Consider the following 22,815-nt stretch of genomic DNA (forward strand, 5'->3'; position numbering starts at 1 on the left):
TTTAAAATTTAATGTGCTAAATTACAGTAATTTGATGAATATATTTTTTAAAAATAATTAAAATTCCCGAAGAAGCAATCCACGGAAGGGAGTCAATTTCTAAAATATTATGCTAATCTCCAAAGTCAAATTCTTTTAAAAAATTGGCTATCAAAACAGGAACGGGGTAATCCTGAATTTTAGCTACGGGGATATGATTGGGATGTTTGCCCACCTTTTCAATGATCCAAAACCGGGTATAAATATGTTGATGGGATAATTTATGCACAACGGGGGTTTCATTATATAAGCTCACTGGAGTACGCTTTATATCTATAAGGCTTTTAAACTCCGCATGAGCAATTAATTCCCCGGTTGTAAGGAGGCGCGGTGTTTCAATAAGCGGGAATTGGTATAATCCTTCCCAAATTCCCTTTCCTACCCGTTGCTCAATTATAGTGGTGTTTTCATTGGACCTGTAGACCAGGTAATTAAAATACCTTTTTACCACTTTCGCTTTTTTAAGCTTTACCGGCAGCTGGTGTACTTTATTGTTTTTAAGAGCCAGACAGGCGTGGGAAAGGGGGCAGCTTTCGCACTTTGGTAATTGAGGAGTGCATTGCAGAGCACCAAATTCCATAATTGCCTGGTTATAGGTGCCGGGATCTTCTTTATCCAGCAACTCCTCTGCCAGTCCCTTAAATTCCTTTATACCCTGGCTTGAATTTATTGGAGTGTCAATATCAAAAAAGCGTGCAAGCACCCTGTAAACATTTCCATCTACAACGGCTACGTTTTCATTATAGCAAATAGATGCAATAGCACTCGCTGTATAATCGCCCACTCCTTTTAATTTAAGAAGCTCCTTATATGTATTGGGAAACTTTCCGTTGAGTTCAAAAGCTACATGTTTGGCAGTGAAATGAAGATTTCTCGCCCTGGAATAATATCCCAAACCCTGCCAGAGCTTTAAAACATTTTCTTCGGAAGCCCGGGCAAGGTCAAAAACGGTAGGAAATGCATTTATAAACTTTAAATAATAAGGCAGGCCTTGTGCAATTCGGGTTTGCTGAAGCATAATTTCACTTAACCAAATACGGTAAGGATCGCTGCTTTCTCTCCACGGCAATTCCCGCCGGTTCTTTAAATACCAACCTGTCAGGGTTTTAGCAAATACCATGGACTCATAAGTTTAATTGCAAGTATAAATCTTTATTAGGTTACTATTTAATGAATTAGGATTGAAATATTGGAGATTTAATTCTTATATTTGCCCCTCGAAAAATACGAACCCCAATATTAAAAAAACAGGACGAAAATGACGAAAGCAGATATCGTAGCTAAAATTTCTGAAAAATTAGGAATGGAAAAAGGTGATGTTCAGGCAACAGTTGAAACGTTTATGGAGGAAGTAAAAACTTCTCTTGAAGCCGGAGACAATGTTTACCTAAGAGGTTTTGGTAGCTTTGTAATTAAAACAAGAGCAGAAAAAACCGGAAGAAACATTTCCAAGAACACTACAATTAAGATCCCCGCTCATAACATTCCCGCTTTTAAACCAGCAAGAATATTTGTAGATGGTGTTAAGACCAACGTTGAAGTAAAATAATTACCCTTTCTCATAAAGAGGGATAAAGAATAGAAATACTAATTAAAAAACTAACACTATGCCAAGTGGTAAAAAAAGAAAAAGACATAAGGTAGCTACCCACAAACGTAAAAAAAGAAGCAGAGCGAACCGCCATAAGAAAAAGTAGTGCTCTCACTACTTTTTTTAGTACAAGATGTTCTTTGAAATTGAAACCCTTATTCTCTTCTTAAATAAGAGGTTTCTTCAGGCTTAACACCCTGTGAAAAAAATAATGTTTAATCCATCCCGACTAAAGCGGGATAAAAATCTAAAATAGTGGATAAAGAATTGATTATTAGATCAGGTTCTTCTGCTGTAGATTTTGCCTTATTAAAAGATGGAAAACTTGTTGAACTAAACAAAGAGGAAGACGACAGTAATTTTGCGGTTGGCGATATATTTCTTGCCAAAGTAAGAAAATCTGTTCCGGGATTAAATGCCGCTTTCGTGAATGTAGGCTATCCAAAAGATGGCTTTTTACACTATCATGATCTTGGACCGCAAATCCCCACTTTGTTGAAATTCATAAAACGTGTAAGCACAGGTAAATTAAAAGATTATTCCTTACAGAATTTTACTTTTGAAAATGATATTGATAAAGACGGCAGTATTGTTGACGTTTTAAAATCAAATCAATCGCTACTGGTACAGGTGATGAAAGAACCCATCTCTACCAAAGGCCCAAGGATAAGCTCAGAGCTTTCCCTGCCGGGCCGTTATATAGTTCTGGTTCCTTTTTCCAACCGGGTTTCAGTTTCTCAAAAAATTGAAAGCAAAGAAGAAAAGGACAGGCTAAAAAGACTGGTAAAAAGCATCAAACCTAAGAATTTTGGTGTAATAGTACGCACAGTAGCAGAAGGCAAAAAAGTAGCTGAACTGGACCGGGACCTCGAGAATTTAGTAGGTCGCTGGACAGCAATGTGTAAAAAATTATATAAAGCGCCTCATCCTTCCAAAGTCCTTGGAGAATTGAACAGGGCATCGTCTATTTTAAGAGACATTTTCAATGATACCTTTACCTCCATTTGGGTTGATGATGAAACGCTTTATTCCCAGATCCGGGATTACGTGGCAGAGATTGCCCCGAATAAAGAATCAATAGTAAAATTGTATAACTCGAACGTTCCCGTTTTTGAAAAATTTGGTATCGAAAGACAAATAAAAACTTCCTTTGGCCGCACTGTGTCCATGAGCAAGGGCGCTTATCTCATCATTGAGCATACAGAAGCCATGCACGTTATAGACGTAAACAGTGGTAACAGGTCCAATAAGGCTAAAAACCAGGAAGATACTGCATTAGAGGTCAACCTTATAAGTGCCACAGAAATTGCCCGCCAGTTGCGTTTACGCGATATGGGAGGTATTATTGTGATAGACTTTATAGACATGGCCAAACCTGAGAACAGGAAAGCCCTATTCGACCATCTTAGAGAAGAAATGAGCGATGATCGCGCTAAACACAAAATCCTGCCTCCAAGTAAATTTGGTTTGATCCAGATTACCAGGCAGCGCGTAAGGCCCGAGACCAATATTAAAACCCGGGAGGTTAACCCCGATGGGGATGGTAGCGGGGAGATTGAAGCTCCTATCATTGTAATTGATAAGATAAAATCTGATCTTGAAAGATTGATCAAGAAAAATCATAAGAAGATCACCCTTAGCGCACACCCATTTATTGCAGCCTTTTTAACCAGAGGCTTTCCTTCACCCCGCTCCCAATGGTTTCTTGACCATAAGCGCTGGGTAAAAATAGTACCAAGAGACGCTTACACGTACATGGAATACCACTTTCACGATAAAACCGGGGAAGTACTAGATTAAGGAAACTACAGCATTAAAACAAACGCCTCTCATTTATTTGGGAGGCGTTTTTTTGTTTTATATTTTAAGAGTAAGCTTAGCGCTGATATTTTTTATAAATTGAACTTTCACAGAAATCTTCCCCTACAGGTTCTGCGGGTTTTTAATCTTTAAAAATTCAAAAAATGCAAAGACCTTATTTTATTTTGGTTTTATTGTTTTGTCTGAATTCCTGCCAGAACCAGGAGAAGTTTCAGAAAAATGAGGCTGCCGAATCCAACATATATTCAATTATTATTGATGAGTTAGCCGTTCATTTACCGCCACCCTGGCCTCCTCCAAATGGTTTATCCCGAAGGGAATTGGACTCAATTAAAAGAATAAAATTGGAGTTGGTTGTAGATACTGTAATGTTTAAAACAGATCTGGGTTTCCAATTAACTGAATCTCACCAGGAATATCAGCCATTGGTAGATGAAATCTCTACTCTGGATGAAAGAGCAATCAACCCGAAAACAATTAAAAGCAGTATAGGACATTCCTTGGTTTATGGGATGACATTAGAAGCCTCCTCTTCCCCCTATCCACAATTGATCAAAATTTCCAGGATTTCTTTTAACTGTGATACTACAAAGGCTGCTTTATTTGCTAGTCGTAACACGGGAAGATTATCGGGGGTGGTTATTCTTTATCTATTGGAAAAGGAAAATAATATTTGGGAAATTGTATATGAACAAAAGGTTTTAATATCCTAAATTGATTCCTGCCCGTAAACATCTTCATTTATGAAAAATATAATCACGACACTTTACTTCCTGTTGTCATTTTTAATTGCGAATTCTCAAATAAAAGAGCCTGTACACCTTGGATTTAATTTGGTTGAAGAAAATAATGATTTAAAAAAATTGGAGGATGAAAAGGGTTATGCGCATTATTATATCAAGGGTCGCACCTTTTTCTCTTGAGTGTCTTTTATTTTTTTGCTCCTAATTTGACTTTAAAACCTCTTCGATCAAAGAAAAACCCGTTACTTATTGGAATGGTTAAGTATATTTTAAAATGTGGTAAACTCTCTATAAAAGCTATACCTTAGTGTGATATTATTCATTTTAAAATCTGTTTATACTATGATATTTTCACATTATACCCCCCGAAAACAAAGTTTTTCCCACCTTATTATTGCTCTTATTATCAGCTCCTTCTCTGTTTCCTGTGGCACAACCACCCCCGTCATTGATCGAAATGATCCCGCCGAAAACCAGATAGTTGATGAGGAAGTAAGAAAATTTAGTGATGCCGGGATCATCCATATTGAAAGCAACTTTTACAACCACAATTTTAAAGGCATTTTGAAAGCTTACAATAACGGGGACCGCCTTGCAAAAATGCAGCTTAATAATTCCCTTACGGAAGCCGAAATAAAGGAATTATTGAATCCGGACCAAATTGAATGGTTGTTGCAACAACTTGAACAGGTCGACAAAGTTCCTTATACACCGCTTATGGCCTCTAAAAAAGTGGTTCTGGAAGACCTTACCATAAAAAAGGACCGCAATTACGGGCAAAGCAATCAAAGGCTTAAAGAACTGGATAAAGACAGGATGATCATCTCTACTCCCGTATTTACCCGAAACAGGGAATATGCTTTTGTAGATGTTTCCAAAGGCCGGTTAAACGGGATGTATACCACCATTAACCTTTATCAAAAGAGCGGTGATAAATTTGTCTTCTACAAGACCCTCTTTGGTTATATGGAATAACAACGCAAACCAATAGAAATTAAAAGGCGAAAAATGATATTTTTTCGCCTTTTCCAATTTTAAGGCTTATGTCTATCTTTGGTGTGATGAAATCCAATCCTGAGCAAAAATCCTATACCGTTAAAGAGGCCACTCTTAAATTGATGCAGTACTGTGCTTACAGAGACCGCTCCCATAAAGAGGTGGAAGAAAAACTTAGGGAAATGCGAATGATCCCAGCAGCTTGCGAGCAGATAATTATGCAATTGATGCAGGAGAATTTTTTAAATGAAGAGCGCTTTGCCCGCAGCTTTGTAAGGGGAAAATTCAGAATAAAAAAATGGGGCCGGGTAAAGATTACCCAGGAGTTAAAATTAAGGGAGATCTCTTCTCCCCTTATTAAAATGGCCCTTTCAGAAATTGAGGAGGAGGAATACTATAATACTCTCAATGAACTTGCAGAAAAGAAACACGCCCTGCTAAAAGAAAAAGATCCCTATAAAAAACGGGGGAAGCTTACCAATTATCTTTTGCAAAGAGGTTATGAATCTTCACTTATATTTGAGATCATTAACAATTTTAAATTTTGATTTGATTTCTTTTGTGGGTAGTTTTTACTGCCTGCGCATTTTTATAATCTATCCACTTTTGCCCTCTCCATTTGCGCATATAATTGTCAAAATATCTCATGAAAGCCACATTATACACCGCCTTGGATAAATTGGCTGCAGATCGTGGAATAGCACGAAGGCTCATAGAAAACCCCGGTGTCAAATAAGTCATTTGGTGCCAATACCCCTCCGGCATATAAAGGGTCTCCCCATGAGTTAAATGTGTAATAAAACCTTCTGCCTTTTTTAAGGCGGGGAATTTATTAAAATCGGGTTCCTTAAAGTTGATATCCTCCCGTGCAATAAGAGCGTGAGGCACTTTGTAGAGGTATTTACTCTGTGATGGCGGGAATAGGATACATTCTTTTTTGCCTTCAAAATGAAAATGCAGGATATTGGCAAAATCAATATCATAATGCATAAACACTTTTGAAATTTCACCCCCAAAGAACAGCATGGGTAGCTGTTTTAAAAACCTCAATCCTATTTTAGGGTATTGAAAGTCCTTTTGAAGTGAAGGGACTTCCTTTAATAAATGATAGAGGAAAATCCGGTATTTTGTGGGCTCAGATCTTAAAAGATCTATATATTCCCCCATTTTCATTCGTAAATGGGGCTCGTTGAATTTATATTTCGAGGAAATAGGCCTGTTATCGTAAAGCGGCACCTCCTTTTCCCCGGCAACTTTTTTGATATAATCCAGAGTCCATTTGTTATAAGCCGGCCAGTCTTCTATAAGCCTCTCTATTACAACCGGCTGTTGGGTCTTTACATACTTTTCAACAAAATCCTTCCTGGAAATAGTCTTTATTCGTGGTATTTCCTTTAGTTGCAATTTCTCTTTCATTAGTCAATTCCTGCATTTTTATGCGTATTCTTTATAGCCATACGGTTTTTATGGTCTATCCACTCCTGCCCCTTTAGCCGGCGCATCAAATTATCATAATTTCTCACCACAAGGAGATTGTTTAATACCTCCAGGATCCTTTTAGGAGATGTAGGTAAAGATCGAAGGGTAAGGGACAAACAAGGCGACTCATATTTTATAAAATGCCACCACTGGCTTGGAATGTATAGCGCTTCCCCATGTTTCAGGGTCACTTCATAACCTTTGGCCATTGCCAGGGCGGGATATTTATCAAAATCTGGCTTATCCATATCTATTATCTCCATGCTTACTATGGAATATGGCACCTTATAAAGATATTTTGTCTCTTCCGGCGGATAAAGAATCACCCTTTTTTCCCCTGCAAAATTAAAATGGAAATTATTGGCCAGATCCATGTCATAATGCATCACCACCTTTCCACCTTCACCTCCCACGAAGAGCACGGGTAGTTTTTTGAAAAATTTCACTCCCAGATCAGGATACCTGAAATCTTCAACAAGTTCCGGTACATTCTGCAGGAGATTAAAAAAGAACATCCTTAGATCTGTGGGGCCCTTTTTCAGAATATCTATATAATCCCGCATTTTGATCTTCATAGCGGGACCGTGGCTTTTTTGATGCCCTTTGGCAGGCTTCCCGTCATAAAGCGGAACTACAATGTCACCGGCCTTTTCCCTGAAGTATTCAAAATTCCATTTTTGAGTGGCCGGCCAGTCGGCGCTAAGATCCTCAAACACAACCGGAAGTTGGGGGCGAAAATAATCCTTTAGAAAACTTTCCTTTGAAATCCCCTTAACCCTTGGTATGTCCTGAAGATCCAGCTTCATTTTCCAGATTTAATTATGTGCGGCTTCTGCCTTTTTCCTGTGCTTCCAGGTTTTTCTGGATAGTATGCCCGGGTCTTGACCATTTAGGTTTTTCACCAAGATTTTGAAATTTAGAATCCTGGGCCTCTACGCTTTCAGGTTGCGCTTTTTTCTCAAAAGCTTTTTGCGGATTAAGCCCCAATTCCCTGAACATTTCCATATCTTCATTTACATCAGGATTTGGCGTAGTCAATAATTTGTCACCGGCAAAAATTGAATTGGCTCCGGCAAAAAAGCACATTGCCTGGCCTTCACGGCTCATTTGAGTTCTCCCGGCTGAAAGTCTCACCTGCGTCTCCGGCATTACAATTCTCGTGGTAGCAACCATTCTTACCATCTCCCAAATAGATACAGGTTGCTGCTCTTCCAGTGGAGTGCCTTCTACAGGAACAAGGGCATTGATAGGTACAGATTCCGGTTGCGGATCCAGAGTAGATAAAGCCACAAGCATTCCTGCACGGTCCTCTATCTTTTCTCCCATTCCTATAATACCGCCGCTACATACAGTAACGTTGGTTTTTCTTACATTTCCAATGGTATCCAGCCTGTCCTGATATCCACGGGTTGAAATTACTTCTTTATAGTATTCTTCAGATGAATCAAGGTTGTGGTTATAAGCGTACAATCCGGCTTCTGCGAGTCGTTGCGCCTGATTCTCAGTAATCATTCCCAGCGTACAGCACACTTCCATTTCCAGTTTATTAATGGTACGCACCATTTCCAGAACCTGGTCAAACTCCTGCCCGTCCTTTACATTTCTCCAGGCCGCACCCATACAAACCCTGGAACTGCCCGAGGCTTTTGCGCGTAATGCCTGAGCTTTAACCTGGTTTACACTCATAAGGTCATTTCCCTCAATATTGGTATGATAGCGGGCTGCCTGTGGGCAATACCCACAATCTTCAGGACAACCTCCTGTTTTTATAGATAATAAAGTGGATACCTGTACTGTATTAGGGTCATGATGTATACGATGTACGGTTGCGGCATCATATAGCAACTCCATGAACGGCTTGTTGTAAATTTCAAGAATTTCTTCGCGGGTCCAGTTGTGTTTAATAGTCATGAAAAAATGATTAGGTTTCAAAAATAGCTAAAACGGAGCTTTTCTTAATGATTGTATTTAAAAGATTGGGGGATTATCCCGGTTTATATTAAAATTTAGGAATTGTTTACCAGTATTGAAACCGCATTTCCTCCAAAGCCCACAGCATTTATAAGAATATTGCGGAGTTTTTCAGGGGGCCGGCTAATGTTAGAAAAAGGCACCTCAATAAATTCCTGATGTTCCAGCATTAAAACCGCAAGTTCCAGGCTTAGAATACCGGAAGTCCCAAAGGTATGACCTACCTTCCATTTATTGGAGGTAAGAGCCGGCATATTCTCTCCAAAAATATCCTGAACAGCTTTCAATTCGGCAAGATCTCCTTTCACAGTTCCAGGTGCGTGCATAACAATAGCATCAATATCGGCCAGGGGCATATTGCCTATAGCCATTCGCATAGACTTGTTTAGACAGGTTGCAGATGCAGATATGGAAACCGAATGTTTTACCTTCTCTGTAGCATATCCAATTCCGGCGATACGGCCGATGGAGTTTTCAGGATTTTTCTCAAGACATACAACTCCTGCGCCTTCTCCCAGCACCATTGAATTTTCTTTCTTTTGCATATCCAGAGATCGGCAGGGATAATCCTGGCCTTCCCGGCCATATATCCTTAAAGCCTTCATTTGGGCAATTGTAAAAGGAGTGAGTGCTGCTTCACTGCCTCCCGCAAGAAAATGATCTTCCATTCCAGCCCCAAGCCAGGCACAAGCATTCAGGATGGCATGAAGCCCGGTGGAACAGGTTACACTGTGTGAAATATCTGCCCCATTGCTTTTAAGGTCATAAGAAACCCAGGAAGAAATATTTCCCAGAGTTGTGGTGGGGGAAGTGGAAATATCGGCAGTGCCATTTTTGAGGAATGAAGAATGGTGTTTTTCAAAAAGGGAGGTTGCTCCCCGGGAACTCCCTATATTAATTCCAATACTTTTTCCTCTGTTCCAACCCGCTTTTGCTGTTGCAATTCCCGAAACATACAGGGCAAAAAGAACCGAATCATCCAATTTTTTAAACTTTGTATTTAACAACTTTAGCTGTTCTATTTCTTTTTTAAGAGCCATAGAAAGAAAGGCTGCAGGAGAATTTTCTCCTCCAAAATCATGGCTTGAAATAAAATGACCGGAAGACTTATAATTATTCCAAATCTCACCGGGATTATTTCCCAGGGAAGAAATGGTGGCAATGGATTTTATAAAAACAGGGGATCTCAAAATTTAAAAATTTGAACAAAAGTAAGGCCTGTAAGATCTTCTGCTTAATTTTTATTCATAAAATTACAAAATGTGCTATTTGGTTTAATACCGAACAAACATTGATTGGGGAAAATAAAATAACGGAGGGATCATTTTGTGTCATCATAATACAGGCTTAACAAGGATTCCGGTTGTTCCCTTCCATCAAGGATCAAATTCAGCTTTTGCTGTACCGGGCCTGGCACCAAAGACATCAATGGCTGATTTACCTCCCGAATGAACCGGAAAGTATCTTCCAGCTGCGCATCCCATTCCTTATGAAAATGCAGGAGGTCATCTGGGTAAACTATTGATCGGGAAGTACCTTCATCCTTCGGCTTAAAGGCTTCGGTAACATTTAAATATCCGTAATCATCTGTAAGCTCTTCCCCGGGATAAATATCCCTTACGGCAATCTCAAAATCATATGCGGTCGAGAAACAATTTGACCTGAAACTATGGTTTACATATTTGGAGATATCCCAGCACAACACAAAATTGCCTTTATTGTTCCTAAAGGAATACTTATCTATCATTTCCTGCGAAAGCTTCTGCATTTTCGCAACCTGTTGTGGAGTGTATATTTGGTCTAGTTCATCCTGGACCCAGGTGATTGTGCCTTTGGGTATGAAGCGTGTGGCAACTACCCCGTGGCCAATTTCGTCGCTAATGAACTGAATTTCGGTAAATGGATGCATCATAGTATAAGTGTGTTAAACCTATCTAATATAGAATAAAATCCAAACCGTTTGAATTAAAGAAACTATAACGCAGAAATAATTTTTTCTGAAAATTTTACTTTTTTACGGGAGGTAAAAATTGAATGAATTTATTGAAACAGCTCCAGCGCTGTTTCAATACTTTCATATATTTTATTTAACTCGGAAGGATTAACAGTAAACGGGGCCAATATGTAAATGGTATTTCCCAAAGGGCGCAGAAAAACCCCGGCATCCATAAAATGTGTAAATAACCTGTTGCGCAGGTTGCCGTACCGTTCCATTTTAATATCGAGGTCAAAAGCAAGGATCACTCCAAGTTGCCGTAGATTCTTAACCCGGGGGTGTGTCACTATTTTATTTCCAAAATCCCTGTGCGAATTAATTACGTCCTGGATATTTTTTTGAATATCTTCAGAAGCCAATAATTCAATTCCTGCAATGGCTGCAGTACAGGCGAGAGGATTGGCAGAATAGGTATGACCGTGGAACAAGCCTTTGGATATCTCATCTGAATAAAATGCATCATATATTTTCTGGCTACAGGATGTAATTGCCATAGGCAGCAACCCGGCGGTTAGCGCCTTTGAGAGACAAATAATATCGGGCTGTACTTCCATAAATTCTGAAGCAAAATTTTTCCCGGTCTTCCCAAACCCTGTCATCACCTCATCTGCCACGCAAATTATCTCATTCTCCCTGCACATTTTCAGGATCTCATTAAGGCCTGCAGCATCATGCATTTTCATAGCGGCCGCCCCCTGCACCAGGGGTTCATAAATAAAACCTGCAATTTTATATTGGGATATTAAATTTTCCAGTTGCTGCAGGACTTTAAGGTTGTTATTACCATTTGGCACGGGGATGCGAATCACTTTTATAAAATGCTCCTCAAATGCCCCGTTGTAAACAGATAGGCCGGAAACAGACATTGCCCCAAAGGTATCCCCGTGAAAACCTTCTTCAAATGCCAGCATCACATTGCGGCCACTGCCAAGATTATGATGGTATTGCAGGGCCATTTTTATCCCTATTTCTGTAGCGGTGGAACCATTATCACTGAAGAATATTTTTTCCTGATTCCCGGGCAGGATCTCCATCAACACCTCAGATAGCCTGATGGCCGGTTCGTGGGTGAATCCGCTGAAGACTACCTGGTCAAGCTCCTGCATTTGCCGGGAAACCTTTTCAGTAATATAGGGGTTACAATGCCCGTACATAGCGGTATACCAGGAAGCGATCCCATCAATATATTCCTTACCCGCATCGTCATAAAGTATTGCCCCTTTTGCTTTTACAATGGCAAGCATTTGAGGCGATAATTTATGTTGGGTTAGCGGGTGCCACAGGTGTTTTTGATCCCGTTGAGAAAGATTTTTCGAAAGATGATCCTTATGTATGTCCAATTCTTTATTCTTTTGCTGTGCGTATTGTATTTTATAAACTGCAGTTTTTAATCCGGAATTTCAGTTAAACCTTTATTTCTGCGGAAGGTTTTCAGCGGGAGGAATGGCTTCAAAAAATGGGATTTACAAAAGTTTTTCCCGAAATTCTTCGGCATACTCTTTAATAACATTCCGGTCAAAATAAGGTTCGGGGTTGATCCTTCCCAAAACTGGGACTTCAGAGAGCTTAAGGATCAATTCTTCACTGGCTTCATTTACTTCGCCGTTAAAAATAATTCCGAAGCAGGAAATTCCACGGTTTTTTAAAACCTCCAGGCTAAGAAGGGTGTGATTAATGCTTCCCAGGTAATGCCGGGAAACCAGGATCACCTTATCCCCGGGTTTAATTAAATCAATAATTGTCTCCTTATCATTGATTGGTACCAGCAAGCCCCCGGCACCTTCAACCACCAGGTCGTTATCTGTTTGCGGCCTTATGATCTCTTTGGTACTCATCCTGATCCCATCAATTTTTGCCGCTGCATGCGGGCTCATTGCCCGTGTAAGTGAAAAACTGTTATGGTGATAATAGGTCTTTTTATTGGAGACCAATTTTTTTACCCTATGCGTATCTGAATTATCAAGGTCGCCGGCCTGTACCGGTTTCCAGTAATCGGCTTCAAGGGCTTCGGTAACAATGGCGGCAGCAATAGTTTTACCTACATCGGTACCTATTCCCGTTATAAAAAATTCATTTCTCATTCCAGATCAAATATTTGTTTACAGGTTTCGCACCTGTATTGGTGTTTAGTATGAATGGGTAACGAAACAGTGAGGAATGAAAACAGAAATGCGAATAAGGATTTAAAATCCCTTACAGTTGTTAGCAATTCAACCTTAGGACTCCCACAAATAGGGCATTCAATTTCCTGCCCCCGGTCATCCAGGGAATAATCACTTATACTGTGGAGAATACTTTTCGCCCTGTCTTCATCTTCTGCCCAAACTTTTAATTTTATTCCTCCTATTGCATTGCTAACCAAAGGATCTGTATCTACGGTGAATTGATCAAACAGAAAGACTTCAACCCCTTCTGCTTCAAGCCGGGATTTTATGATCTGGGCTTCCGAAGAATATTGAAAAACAGCTATTTTGGTGAACTTCTCACTCATGGAATAAAAGAATTGAGTTTTGAAAACCCCTGTTATTATTTTATAAAAGTAGCCATTAGTTTTACAAGGCCGTTAATTTCTTCAGACGTATTAAAACTATGCAAACATATTCTTATGCGCTCACTTCCTTTAGGTACAGTAGGTGATAATATTGCCCTAACATCATATCCATTTTCCTGCAATTTATTGGCCACAGCTCTTACTTCATTATTTCCGGGAATTATACAACATTGTATCGCAGATATACTGGGAATAAACAGAGGGTCCAGCTTTAAATGCTTAACCTCCTCAAGGAAGAAGGAAATATTGTTTTTAAGATTTCGAGAGGCATTTTCAGCTTCCGGGGAGTTTTCTAAATACCGATATGCGGAAAGAATACCGGCTACCGAATGCGGGGGCAGTGCCGTGGTATATATAAAACTGCGTGCAAAATTAAGCAGATACTCTTTTAACTCATGGCTTCCCAGGATCGCCGCCCCATGACTTCCAATGCCCTTTCCAAAGGTGATTATTCTGGCGAAAATTTTGTCTTCCAACCCAAGTTCGCATACAAGACCCCTCCCCGAATTTCCAAAAATTCCCACCGCATGAGCCTCATCAACCAGCAGGAAACAATCCTGTTCTTCGGCTAAAAGAGATAATTCCCCCAGTGGCGGTTGATCCCCATCCATTGAAAACACAGATTCGGTTACAATATATATTTCCCCCTTAAAAGCAATCCTTTGCTCCCGGATATTCTTTATTTTTTTTGCTAATACCTCCAGATTATTATGGGGGAATTTAAGTGCCTTCGCATGGCTCATCAAGATCCCATCCCTTATGGAAGCGTGCACCAGCTCATCATAGAATATAATATCCCCTCTTTGCGGCACGCTGGAAAAGAAGCCCACATTGGCATCATAGCCTGAATTAAAGATGAGCGCGGCAAGCGAATTATGAAATTGCGCCAAAAATGCTTCGGTTTCCGTGAAGAGTTCGTGATTGCCACAAAGCAACCTGGAACCTGTGGAGCCGTTTTTATTCAGCTTAAATTCTTGTAACAGGCTGAAAGTATTTTCCGAAATTTCAGGTAAAGCTGCAAAACCTAAATAATCATTGGATGAAAAGTCAACAAGATTATTTTTGGGCTGAAGGCTCCTTAAAGCATTTTGCCCCTTTCTTATTTCAAGACTTTTCTCTAATTTTAATGGATTACGCATTCGGTAAAATTACAACTTTCAAATATTCCGGGAAATGGAACTAATGGATTTTAGCTTAAAAGCAGGTTTGGCTTTGTTAGGGGGTTTCGGTATTGGCATTGAAAGAGAAATAAGGCACAAGAGTGCCGGCCTTAAAACCAACTCCCTTGTTTCTTTAGGAGCCTGTATCTTTGTTCTACTTTCCCTTGAATTCAGGGGAGAGGCATATGTGGACACCTCAAGGGTAATTGGCCAGATAGTGACAGGTATAGGTTTTATAGGGGCAGGAACCATTCTTCAACGCGGCAGTAAAGTTGCGGGATTGACCACTGCCGCTACAATTTGGTGCAGTGCCGGGGTGGGTTGCCTTGCGGCGCTGGGAATGTTTAAAGAATTATTGGTGGTTTGTTTTATGGTAGTTCTCGTGAATCTCATTTTCAGTTTTGCTGAAAGGAAGATATTTCACAAAGAGCCGGAAGATTAATTAGATTCCTGCTCTTTTTTGTCCGAAGGGCCTTCCGAAGCATTTTTCATATCGCTGTGCAGCACTTCAGTAGAGGCATTATACTTTCCTTTAAGATCATCCATAACAGAATCCTTCCAAAGCTTTACTCCTGAATAATAAGACGTCCTTCCAATTAAATGTGCGCTTACCGGAGCGGTAAGAAGGATAAACAGGATGATCGCCAGGACTTTTGCCGTAATTGCAATGTCATTTGAATAAATTGCCCCGGCAAGCATTAATAAACCAATTCCAAGGGTGGCTGCTTTGGTAGTAACCGAAATACGAAGATAGGTATCCGGCATTCGTATCATTCCCACTGCTGCAAGAAAAACGAAGACGGTTCCTAAAAAAGCGAATATGCCTACAATAATATCTGTCATGGTTTATTTCTTTGCTGAATGTAATAGGTAAAGGCAACCGTTCCTAAAAATGCTATAAGCGCCAATATCAGGGCCACATCCAATAATGCCGGCTGGTTATAAAGAATGCTGTAAGCGCTTATAAACCCAATACCGGTAGTTACTATTAGGTCCAGTGCAATTACCCTGTCAACCATCTTTGGTCCTTTTAAGAACCTTATAAAGATAAGAAGTATCGAAATGGATAATCCCGGGAGAACGAAATATGATATGAAGTCAAGTAATGTCATCTTAAAATTTCAAGTAAGCGTTTTTCAAATCCGTTCTTAATACCTGCAATAAAACTCTCCCTGTCTTTAATATACATGGAATGTACGTACAATACTTTTTTGTCATCAGACACGTCCAGGCTTAATGTACCCGGGGTAAGGGAGATAAGGTTAGCCAGAAATGTGATCTCAAGATCTGTTTCGGCATCAAGGGGAACTTTCACGATCCCGGGGGTCATATTATAATGCGGGGTCATAACTTCGTAAGCCACCTGTAAATTTGCCTTTATTAGTTCATACAAAAAGAAGAAAATAAAGGCGATAACTTTTGGTACTATACGAAAATACTTAGCCTCACTTTTACCAAGTGTAACCATGCGTAAAACAAAGAATCCCAGTAAAAATCCAAACAGGTAATTGGCCAGCGTAAATGTGCCCGTTAAAGCCACCCATATAAAGGTTAATAATATGTTGGAAACAAACCTGTTTTTCATGGTTCTAAAATTAGGCCTTTCTTAAATACCGCTTCGATATATTGCTGATTGTCCATAAGCTCACCTGCAACCCGGGAGGATAATAATTGAACATGTTCTGCACCAAATCCTATATACAAAGAAATCAAAGACAGGAAAATTATAGGTGCAACCAATTGGGTTTTTCTTATAGTATTCAGCTTGTCAAAATACCTAAAGTTAAGTCTTTTTGGCAAGTCTGTCTTATCTTTCCAAACCACATTGGCCCATACTTTGGCTATAATTATCATTGTGATAAGGCTGGCAAAAATTATAGCACCAATTACATACCAGTTCCTTTCAGTAAAAGCTGCGGTGATAAGAGAGATCTTTGGCCAGAAACCGGAAAGCGGCGGTATTCCCACAAGTGAGAATAAAGGGATGGCAATAAGGAGGCTCAATTTAGGATATTCTGCATACAAGCCTCCCAGCGACCTAATGTTGTTATTCCCTTTTATCCTGTAGATCAATCCACTCACCATAAACAAATTGGTTTTTACCACAATGTCATGAATAAGATAAAATATAGTTCCTGCAAGCGCAACTTCCGTAAACAGGCCCAATCCTACGATCATATAACCTATGTGGCAAATAATCAAATAGGAAAATACCTTTCTAAGGTTATTATGGATCAAAGCTCCCAAACCTCCACTAATAAGGGTTAAGACAGCCATTACCAAAATAGTATTCTGCAGGAACACATCTCCCACAAAGATCAGGGTAAAAACCCTGATGAGGGCATATACTCCCACCTTGGTAAGCAAGCCCCCAAATATCGCCGAAACGGCAGAGGGAGGAGTGTGATAGGATGCCGGTAACCAGAAATACAGTGGAAAGACTGCCGCTTTAATACCAAAGGCAACCAGAAACAAAATGGCGGTTATTTCTACCAGGCCGCGGTTTTCAATAGCTGCCACTTTAAGGGAAAGATCGGCCATGTTTAGAGAACCGGTTAAACCATACAGTACCGCAATAGCGGTAAGAAATATCATGGAAGCCAGGATATTCATGGTAAAATACTTTACCGCCCCTTCCAGCTGAGCTTTTTCTCCTCCAAGTGTGATCAAAACAAATGAACTTATTATTATTATTTCAAACCAAACATACAGGTTGAAAATATCTCCCGTAAGAAATGCTCCGTTAAGACCCAATAAAAGGAAATGAAATATGGGAAAATAGCCAAATTTTAATCTTGCAGCAACAATAGAAGATGCTGAAAATGCTGAAACTGCCAACCCGGAGATTGCCGTTAATAATACCAGCGTTGCTGCCAGCGAATCTGCAATAAAAGTAATTCCAAAAGGTGCAGCCCAGTTACCTGCCTGTATGGTTTGAGGGCCTTCCTTCCATATATAAGAAAACAGCCAAATGGAAAGCGCAATATTTACAATTCCCCCGCCAATACTTATTACCCGTTGCCAGCTGATCTTTTTCCAGGAGAACATCAGGATAATACTTAAAAACAACTGAAACAATAGCGGATATATAACTAACTGTTGTGTCATGAATCTTGGTCTATTGCGTTCATTTCATCTAAATCATCTGTTTTCACCACCTTATAGGCCCTTTTTATTAGGACAATCGCGAAAGATTGTAGTCCAAAACTTATTACAATGGCAGTTAAAATAAGGGCCTGCGGGATAGGGTCGGCATAAGCTTCTGCAAATACTTTAAGGTCTCCCGGAATTATGGGCGGACTACCCTTTGTGATCCTGCCCAGGAGAAATATTAAAAGATTGGCGCCATTTCCCAGGATAATAATTCCCAGAATTAGCTTTACAAGGCTTCGCCGCAGGATCATATAAATTCCCGCTGCATATAAAACCCCAATCATTATAGCCAATACTATTTCCATAAACTAGATTGTATCTGCAATTGTAAAAATTATTGTGAGGGTTACTCCTATTACCACCAGATATACTCCAATATCAAAGAATAGTGCTGATCCTATTGACCCCAAAACAGGAAAAGAATCTGGATACCACAATCCGGTCATAAATGGCAGGTCAAATAATAAAGGGGCCATCCCACTAATAAATGCCAGCCCGAGTCCCAGAGGCATTAAAAATCCGGGATGGAATTTTAAAAGGGTCTTGGTATTGGACAATCCATTCGAAAAAGCGTGCAGCACAAATGCTATAGAAGCTATTAAACCGCCCACAAAACCTCCCCCGGGCAAGTAATGCCCCCTTAGCAGGATAAAAACCGAAAATAGCAACAATACCGGTAACAGGTAGGAAGATGCTGTCTTTAAAATTATAGTTTTCATACTTCTAATTTTTAGCGTTGATCGGTTTCTTTTAAGCGGAGTTTTAATAATGCAAAAACCCCAATTGCGGCTATTGCTAATACAGATATCTCCATAAAAGTATCAGACCCTCTAAAATCAACGAGGATCACGTTCACCACATTCTTCCCATGTGCAAGAACATAGGAATTATCTGCATAATAACGGCTTATTTCCGAATCAACCGGAGTAGCCAAAACCTCAAGTATCAAAATGGTAATAATACTTCCAAAGGAAAGGGCCAATACCCCGTCCTTGATACGGGTTTTATAATCTGAAAGCTGCAAATATCTTGGCAGCCTGTATAGTACCAAAACAAAAAGGATCACTGTCAAGGTATCTATAGAAAACTGCGTCATTGCAAGATCTGGTGCGCTGTAAAATACAAAGAGCAAACATATTGCCAGCCCCACAACGCCCATTGAGGCTACGGCGGCAAGCCTTGATTTGGTAAAAACAGTATATAAAACCGCAAAAAACATCATTCCCACAATTGCCATTTCATATCCGGTTATTAAACTAAGTGTGGAAAGATCCAGGGAAAAGGTTGCAGTGTTATAAAGGCTGTATCCTGTCAAACCTATCATAAATACCATGATAGTGGAAATATAATTGCGCAGATAGCCATTCTGAAAGAAGTTGGTCCAACCCGAGGAAGTAAGGTAGAACATTCTCCATAACCTTTCCATAATGGATTGGGGGGATAAAAATTCCACTCTTTCCGCCTTTAATCCAAGTCTTTCTGAAGGTTTTAAAACAAAAAACAGCACAGTTCCCGTAATTATGGTAATGATACTTAACCAAAGTACAGTGTTGAACCCATGCCATAACTGTAAGTGTGCATCGCCGGCATTTTCTCCCATTGCAGTTACAACAGGTTTAATGACAGGCTCAATGAGTCCCGGAAATATTCCGAACACAAGACCCCCTACAGCTAATAATAATGGTGGAACCCATAACAGAAAGGAAGGCATTTTAGTTTCGCTGAATTTCTCAGGTAATGCACCCATAAATGGGGTAATACCTGCAACAAATCCGGCATATAGTAATAATATTTTTGTGACTACAATGAGTATGATCCATAACAGGGGTATGCCTATAACTGCAATTGTAGATTCATAGGTTAGTTCTTTTCCCAGAAATCCCAGCGTAGGAGGAATTCCCGCACTGGAAATGGCAGCAAGAAATCCGGCAATGGCAACAGGTAACATAACCTTTCTCAAGCCTCTGAGTATTGTTACATCCCTGGAATAAGTTTGGTGATCTATAATTCCCGTTACGAGGAAAAGCGTGGCTTTATACAGGGCATGAACGGCGATGAAAAGCGCGGCAGCCAGTAAAGTTCCCTCTGTGCCCTGCCCAATGAGAAAAACAAGTATTCCTAATGCAGAAATAGTGGAATAGGCCAGGATACCTTTAAGGTCCCGGCGAAAAAGTGTATGCACTGCAGCATAGACCATTGTTATTGCCCCCACAATTATCAAAGTAGAATTCCAAAACTCTGTACTTCCCAAAACAGGTGTAAATCTCATTAAAAGATATACTCCGGCTTTTACCATGGTGGCCGAATGGAGATAAGTGGAAACAGGGGTAGGCGCCTTCATAGCCCCCGGCAACCAGAAATGAAATGGGAACTGTGCCGACTTTGTAAAAGCGGCGCCGAAAAAGAAAATAGCTATAAGCACGTAATTAGGGTTGGCCACGATCTCATCCCGGGAACTTATTAACTCTGCAATACTGTAAGTGCTTCCCACAGAACCCAGAATTAATGCGCCTGCAAGAAGGGATAACCCACCAAGACCGGTTATTGCCAAAGCAGTAATAGCAGACCTTCTTGAGGCTGCGTTTGAATTGTTGAAGCCAATAAGAAAGAAGGAACTAATACTGGTCAATTCCCAGAAAATGAACAGGGAAATTAAATTATCAGACATTACAAGGCCAAGCATCGCGGCCATAAACATAGATAAATAGCCATAAAACCTGTCAAGGTATTCATGACCTTTTAAATAGGAGGAGGTATATACAAATACCAGGAATCCTATCCCGGTGATCATAAGCGCAAATAAAAGGGAAAGCCCGTCCAGGGTAAATCCTAAGTTCACTCCAAAAGAAGGTACCCATTCAAAAGATTCGTGTATTACCTCTCCGGAAGCAACACGGTTTATAAATGAAGAGAAATAAACGAAGAGAGATAATGGTATTATGGCAGCCAAAATTGCCGGTTTTCCCCGAAAGATCTTTCCGGTGAAAACCAAAAACACAGAAAAAATAAATCCCAGGAGTATTGCTGTGAGCATATGGCGGCTGCGTAATCGATTATACGCAAATATAACAGTTATTATTTAAGAAGCAGGCTTGGAAAAACAGTAAAATACCCTAAGAACCTCACTATTATGAGGTTTAGAGAAATTGCAATCGATTTTTATTTATTTTTTATTAACTATCTTAAAAATGTAATTATTACATATATAATATTTAACTCTTTTGGAGCCGTATATCCATAATTCCATCTAAGGAAAATACCTCCCCAATAAAAAAACCTGTCGCTTTCGCAACAGGTTTTATATTCAAATAATTTATAAATCTAATCTGCCAAAATAATGGCTTTATTATCCTTCATTTCAAGAACTCCTCCTTTTATTGGATAGAAAAGAACATTTGATCCTTCCTGGCGAAATTCTACCGGAAGTTTCTTTACATTCCCTTGTCCGCCGACTGCGAGGTTTATTTTCACTTCTCCTTCAGTTAAAAGAGAAACAATAGGAGCGTGATTGTTAAGCATTTGAAATTCTCCGTCTACGCCGGGAACTTTAACAGCTTCAACTTCGGCACCAAAAACAACAGCTTCAGGAGTTACAATTTCTAAGTACATATTCTTTTTAGTATTGAGTATTGAGATTTGAGTATTGAGCAGTTAGGGAGAGTATTCTCAAAACTAACTACTCAATTCTCAATACTATTTATGATTCTGCCAACATTTTTTCTCCGGCTTCGATCGCTTCTTCGATGCTTCCTTTAAGGTTGAATGCAGCTTCCGGAAGGTGATCTAACTCTCCATCCATGATCATGTTAAATCCTTTGATGGTTTCTTTAATATCAACCAAAACTCCTTTTAGACCTGTAAACTGTTCTGCTACGTGGAAGGGCTGAGAAAGGAAACGTTGCACACGACGTGCGCGTGAAACTGCAAGCTTATCTTCTTCAGAAAGTTCTTCCATACCAAGAATAGCGATGATATCCTGAAGTTCTTTATAACGTTGCAATAACTCTTTTACCCGTTGTGCACAGTTGTAATGGTCTGGCCCAAGAATTTCAGCGGTAAGAATACGCGAAGTAGAATCCAGAGGATCTACCGCAGGATAAATACCCAGCTCGGCAATCTTACGTGAAAGTACAGTGGTAGCATCCAGGTGGGCAAAAGTTGTTGCAGGTGCCGGATCTGTTAAATCATCTGCAGGTACGTAAACCGCCTGTACAGAAGTAATAGATCCATTTTTTGTAGAAGTAATACGTTCCTGCATCGCACCCATCTCTGTTGCAAGAGTTGGCTGGTAACCTACCGCAGAAGGCATACGTCCAAGAAGTGCCGATACCTCAGAACCTGCCTGAGTGAAACGGAAGATGTTATCTACGAAGAAAAGAACGTCTTTTCCCTGTCCTTCACCTGCCCCGTCACGGAAGTATTCAGCTATAGTAAGACCGGATAATGCAACACGCGCACGTGCTCCCGGTGGCTCATTCATTTGACCAAAAACGAAAGTCGCTTTTGATTCCTTAAGAGCAGTTTTATCAACTTTGGAAAGATCCCATCCGCCTTCTTCCATAGAATGCATGAAGTCATCTCCATATTTTATAATTCCAGATTCCAACATCTCCCTTAAAAGGTCATTTCCTTCACGGGTTCTTTCACCAACACCGGCAAATACCGAAAGTCCACCATGTCCTTTTGCAATGTTGTTGATCAATTCCTGGATAAGTACGGTTTTACCAACCCCGGCACCACCAAACAGACCAATTTTACCACCTTTTGCATAAGGCTCGATCAAGTCAATTACCTTTATACCGGTGAATAAAACTTCAGTAGAAACTGAAAGGTCTTCGAATTTTGGAGCCTCGCGGTGAATTGGCAAACCATTATCACCAGCCTTTGGAAGGTTTTCCATTCCGTCTATGGCGTCACCAATCACGTTGAACAAACGGCCATATACATCTTTTCCAATTGGCATTTGGATAGGTGCACCGGTAGCAACTACTTCAACCCCTCTGCTCAATCCATCAGTAGAATCCATAGAAACGGTTCTTACCGTATTTTCACCAATGTGGGATTGAACTTCAAGAACCAAAAGAGAACCATCCTTACGGGTTATTTCCAAGGAATCGTAAATTTTTGGCAATCCGGCGTTTTCATTGTTGAAAACCACGTCAACTACAGGGCCAATAATTTGTGCAACTTTACCTGTGATTTTAGACATTATCTAATTCTTTAATGTTTAATATTGAAATTTCTACAAACTTGTTATGATAATCCCCTTAATAATAAGAATCTACCACAAGTCATTTTCCGGGTGCAAAGATAGT

General features: G+C 40.0%; 26 protein-coding genes. 7 read left to right on the forward strand and 19 right to left on the reverse strand.

The features are described from left to right. Nucleotides 1–112: 112 nt before the first annotated feature. Entirely contained in the window at nt 113–1,159 is a 1,047-nt protein-coding gene (gene mutY / locus FK178_RS11380) for an A/G-specific adenine glycosylase (protein WP_146835084.1), read from the reverse strand. A gap of 138 nt (nt 1,160–1,297) precedes the next feature. On the opposite strand from mutY, the gene FK178_RS11385 reads away from it, so the two are divergent. The 6 genes from FK178_RS11385 (at nt 1,298) to FK178_RS11410 (ending at nt 5,738) form a co-directional block, all read left to right on the forward strand. Continuing rightward, on the forward strand, nt 1,298–1,588 hold the full coding sequence (locus FK178_RS11385) for an HU family DNA-binding protein (protein ID WP_146835087.1): 291 nt from the start codon (nt 1,298–1,300) through the stop codon (nt 1,586–1,588). A gap of 297 nt (nt 1,589–1,885) precedes the next feature. Beyond that, nucleotides 1,886–3,430, forward strand: a complete 1,545-nt coding sequence (locus FK178_RS11390) for an Rne/Rng family ribonuclease (RefSeq protein WP_146835090.1) — start codon at nt 1,886–1,888, stop codon at nt 3,428–3,430. Nucleotides 3,431–3,594: 164 nt separating this feature from the next. Beyond that, nucleotides 3,595–4,164 (forward strand): hypothetical protein, encoded by a 570-nt coding sequence (locus tag FK178_RS11395; protein WP_146835093.1) that lies wholly within the window; start codon nt 3,595–3,597, stop codon nt 4,162–4,164. 30 nt (nt 4,165–4,194) lie between these two features. Continuing rightward, entirely contained in the window at nt 4,195–4,374 is a 180-nt protein-coding gene (locus tag FK178_RS11400; RefSeq protein WP_146835096.1) for a hypothetical protein, read from the forward strand. A 162-nt stretch (nt 4,375–4,536) separates the two neighbouring features. Continuing rightward, nucleotides 4,537–5,169, forward strand: coding sequence for a hypothetical protein (locus FK178_RS11405; protein WP_146835099.1), 633 nt, complete (start codon nt 4,537–4,539; stop codon nt 5,167–5,169). 68 nt (nt 5,170–5,237) lie between these two features. After that, complete coding sequence (locus tag FK178_RS11410; RefSeq protein WP_394345086.1) at nt 5,238–5,738, forward strand: regulatory protein RecX; 501 nt, start codon at nt 5,238–5,240, stop codon at nt 5,736–5,738. On the opposite strand, the gene FK178_RS11415 is transcribed toward FK178_RS11410, so the two are convergent. The 9 genes from FK178_RS11415 to FK178_RS11455 form a co-directional block, all read right to left on the reverse strand. Further along, entirely contained in the window at nt 5,728–6,606 is an 879-nt protein-coding gene (locus FK178_RS11415; protein WP_146835102.1) for a cupin-like domain-containing protein, read from the reverse strand. The two genes, FK178_RS11410 and FK178_RS11415, sit on opposite strands and share 11 nt — an antisense overlap. Next, complete coding sequence (locus FK178_RS11420) at nt 6,606–7,475, reverse strand: cupin-like domain-containing protein (RefSeq protein WP_146835105.1); 870 nt, start codon at nt 7,473–7,475, stop codon at nt 6,606–6,608. The genes FK178_RS11415 and FK178_RS11420 overlap by 1 nt, the downstream gene beginning before the upstream one ends. A 13-nt stretch (nt 7,476–7,488) precedes the next feature. After that, nucleotides 7,489–8,580, reverse strand: a complete 1,092-nt coding sequence (bioB, locus tag FK178_RS11425) for a biotin synthase BioB (protein WP_146835108.1) — start codon at nt 8,578–8,580, stop codon at nt 7,489–7,491. Between the two features lie 95 nt (nt 8,581–8,675). Next, complete coding sequence (locus tag FK178_RS11430) at nt 8,676–9,830, reverse strand: beta-ketoacyl synthase N-terminal-like domain-containing protein (protein ID WP_146835111.1); 1,155 nt, start codon at nt 9,828–9,830, stop codon at nt 8,676–8,678. A 131-nt stretch (nt 9,831–9,961) separates the two neighbouring features. Next, nucleotides 9,962–10,552 carry an SET domain-containing protein gene (locus FK178_RS11435; protein ID WP_146835114.1) on the reverse strand — a complete coding sequence of 197 codons (591 nt, stop codon included), beginning with the start codon at nt 10,550–10,552 and terminating at the stop codon, nt 9,962–9,964. Between the two features lie 128 nt (nt 10,553–10,680). Further along, nucleotides 10,681–11,976 (reverse strand): adenosylmethionine--8-amino-7-oxononanoate transaminase, encoded by a 1,296-nt coding sequence (gene bioA, locus FK178_RS11440; protein WP_146835117.1) that lies wholly within the window; start codon nt 11,974–11,976, stop codon nt 10,681–10,683. A 123-nt stretch (nt 11,977–12,099) separates the two neighbouring features. Beyond that, complete coding sequence (gene bioD, locus FK178_RS11445) at nt 12,100–12,717, reverse strand: dethiobiotin synthase (protein WP_146835120.1); 618 nt, start codon at nt 12,715–12,717, stop codon at nt 12,100–12,102. After that, nucleotides 12,714–13,127 (reverse strand): putative signal transducing protein, encoded by a 414-nt coding sequence (locus tag FK178_RS11450; RefSeq protein ID WP_146835123.1) that lies wholly within the window; start codon nt 13,125–13,127, stop codon nt 12,714–12,716. The genes bioD and FK178_RS11450 overlap by 4 nt, the downstream gene beginning before the upstream one ends. A 35-nt stretch (nt 13,128–13,162) precedes the next feature. Then, nucleotides 13,163–14,326: an aminotransferase class I/II-fold pyridoxal phosphate-dependent enzyme gene (locus FK178_RS11455; protein WP_146835126.1), complete on the reverse strand. Its 1,164-nt coding sequence runs from the start codon at nt 14,324–14,326 to the stop codon at nt 13,163–13,165. A gap of 34 nt (nt 14,327–14,360) precedes the next feature. Between FK178_RS11455 and FK178_RS11460 the strand changes: the two genes are divergently transcribed. Beyond that, a complete protein-coding gene (locus FK178_RS11460; RefSeq protein ID WP_146835129.1) occupies nt 14,361–14,789 on the forward strand; it encodes an MgtC/SapB family protein in 429 nt (142 codons plus the stop codon). On the opposite strand, the gene mnhG is transcribed toward FK178_RS11460, so the two are convergent. The 9 genes from mnhG to atpD all read right to left on the reverse strand — a co-directional run bounded on the left by mnhG (nt 14,786) and on the right by atpD (nt 22,709). Continuing rightward, nucleotides 14,786–15,190 carry a monovalent cation/H(+) antiporter subunit G gene (mnhG, locus tag FK178_RS11465; RefSeq protein ID WP_146835132.1) on the reverse strand — a complete coding sequence of 135 codons (405 nt, stop codon included), beginning with the start codon at nt 15,188–15,190 and terminating at the stop codon, nt 14,786–14,788. The two genes, FK178_RS11460 and mnhG, sit on opposite strands and share 4 nt — an antisense overlap. Beyond that, a complete protein-coding gene (locus FK178_RS11470) occupies nt 15,187–15,459 on the reverse strand; it encodes a cation:proton antiporter (protein ID WP_146835135.1) in 273 nt (90 codons plus the stop codon). Before FK178_RS11470 ends, mnhG begins: the two co-directional genes overlap by 4 nt. Further along, nucleotides 15,456–15,932 (reverse strand): Na+/H+ antiporter subunit E, encoded by a 477-nt coding sequence (locus FK178_RS11475; protein ID WP_146835138.1) that lies wholly within the window; start codon nt 15,930–15,932, stop codon nt 15,456–15,458. The genes FK178_RS11470 and FK178_RS11475 overlap by 4 nt, the downstream gene beginning before the upstream one ends. Next, nucleotides 15,929–17,455, reverse strand: a complete 1,527-nt coding sequence (locus FK178_RS11480; protein ID WP_146835141.1) for a proton-conducting transporter transmembrane domain-containing protein — start codon at nt 17,453–17,455, stop codon at nt 15,929–15,931. The genes FK178_RS11475 and FK178_RS11480 overlap by 4 nt, the downstream gene beginning before the upstream one ends. After that, a complete protein-coding gene (locus tag FK178_RS11485; protein WP_146835144.1) occupies nt 17,452–17,805 on the reverse strand; it encodes a Na+/H+ antiporter subunit C in 354 nt (117 codons plus the stop codon). Before FK178_RS11485 ends, FK178_RS11480 begins: the two co-directional genes overlap by 4 nt. A gap of 3 nt (nt 17,806–17,808) precedes the next feature. Then, complete coding sequence (locus tag FK178_RS11490) at nt 17,809–18,219, reverse strand: Na+/H+ antiporter subunit B (RefSeq protein ID WP_146835147.1); 411 nt, start codon at nt 18,217–18,219, stop codon at nt 17,809–17,811. Nucleotides 18,220–18,230: 11 nt separating this feature from the next. Then, nucleotides 18,231–20,534, reverse strand: coding sequence for a putative monovalent cation/H+ antiporter subunit A (locus FK178_RS11495; protein ID WP_146835150.1), 2,304 nt, complete (start codon nt 20,532–20,534; stop codon nt 18,231–18,233). A gap of 287 nt (nt 20,535–20,821) precedes the next feature. After that, the gene (locus tag FK178_RS11500) at nt 20,822–21,109 is read right to left on the reverse strand and encodes a FoF1 ATP synthase subunit delta/epsilon (protein ID WP_146835153.1); all 288 of its coding nucleotides are present in this window, start codon (nt 21,107–21,109) and stop codon (nt 20,822–20,824) included. Nucleotides 21,110–21,197: 88 nt separating this feature from the next. Next, nucleotides 21,198–22,709, reverse strand: coding sequence for a F0F1 ATP synthase subunit beta (gene atpD, locus FK178_RS11505; protein ID WP_146835156.1), 1,512 nt, complete (start codon nt 22,707–22,709; stop codon nt 21,198–21,200). Nucleotides 22,710–22,815: the final 106 nt, after the last annotated feature.

The organism is Antarcticibacterium arcticum, from assembly GCF_007993795.1.
Taxonomy (GTDB): domain Bacteria; phylum Bacteroidota; class Bacteroidia; order Flavobacteriales; family Flavobacteriaceae; genus Gillisia; species Gillisia arctica.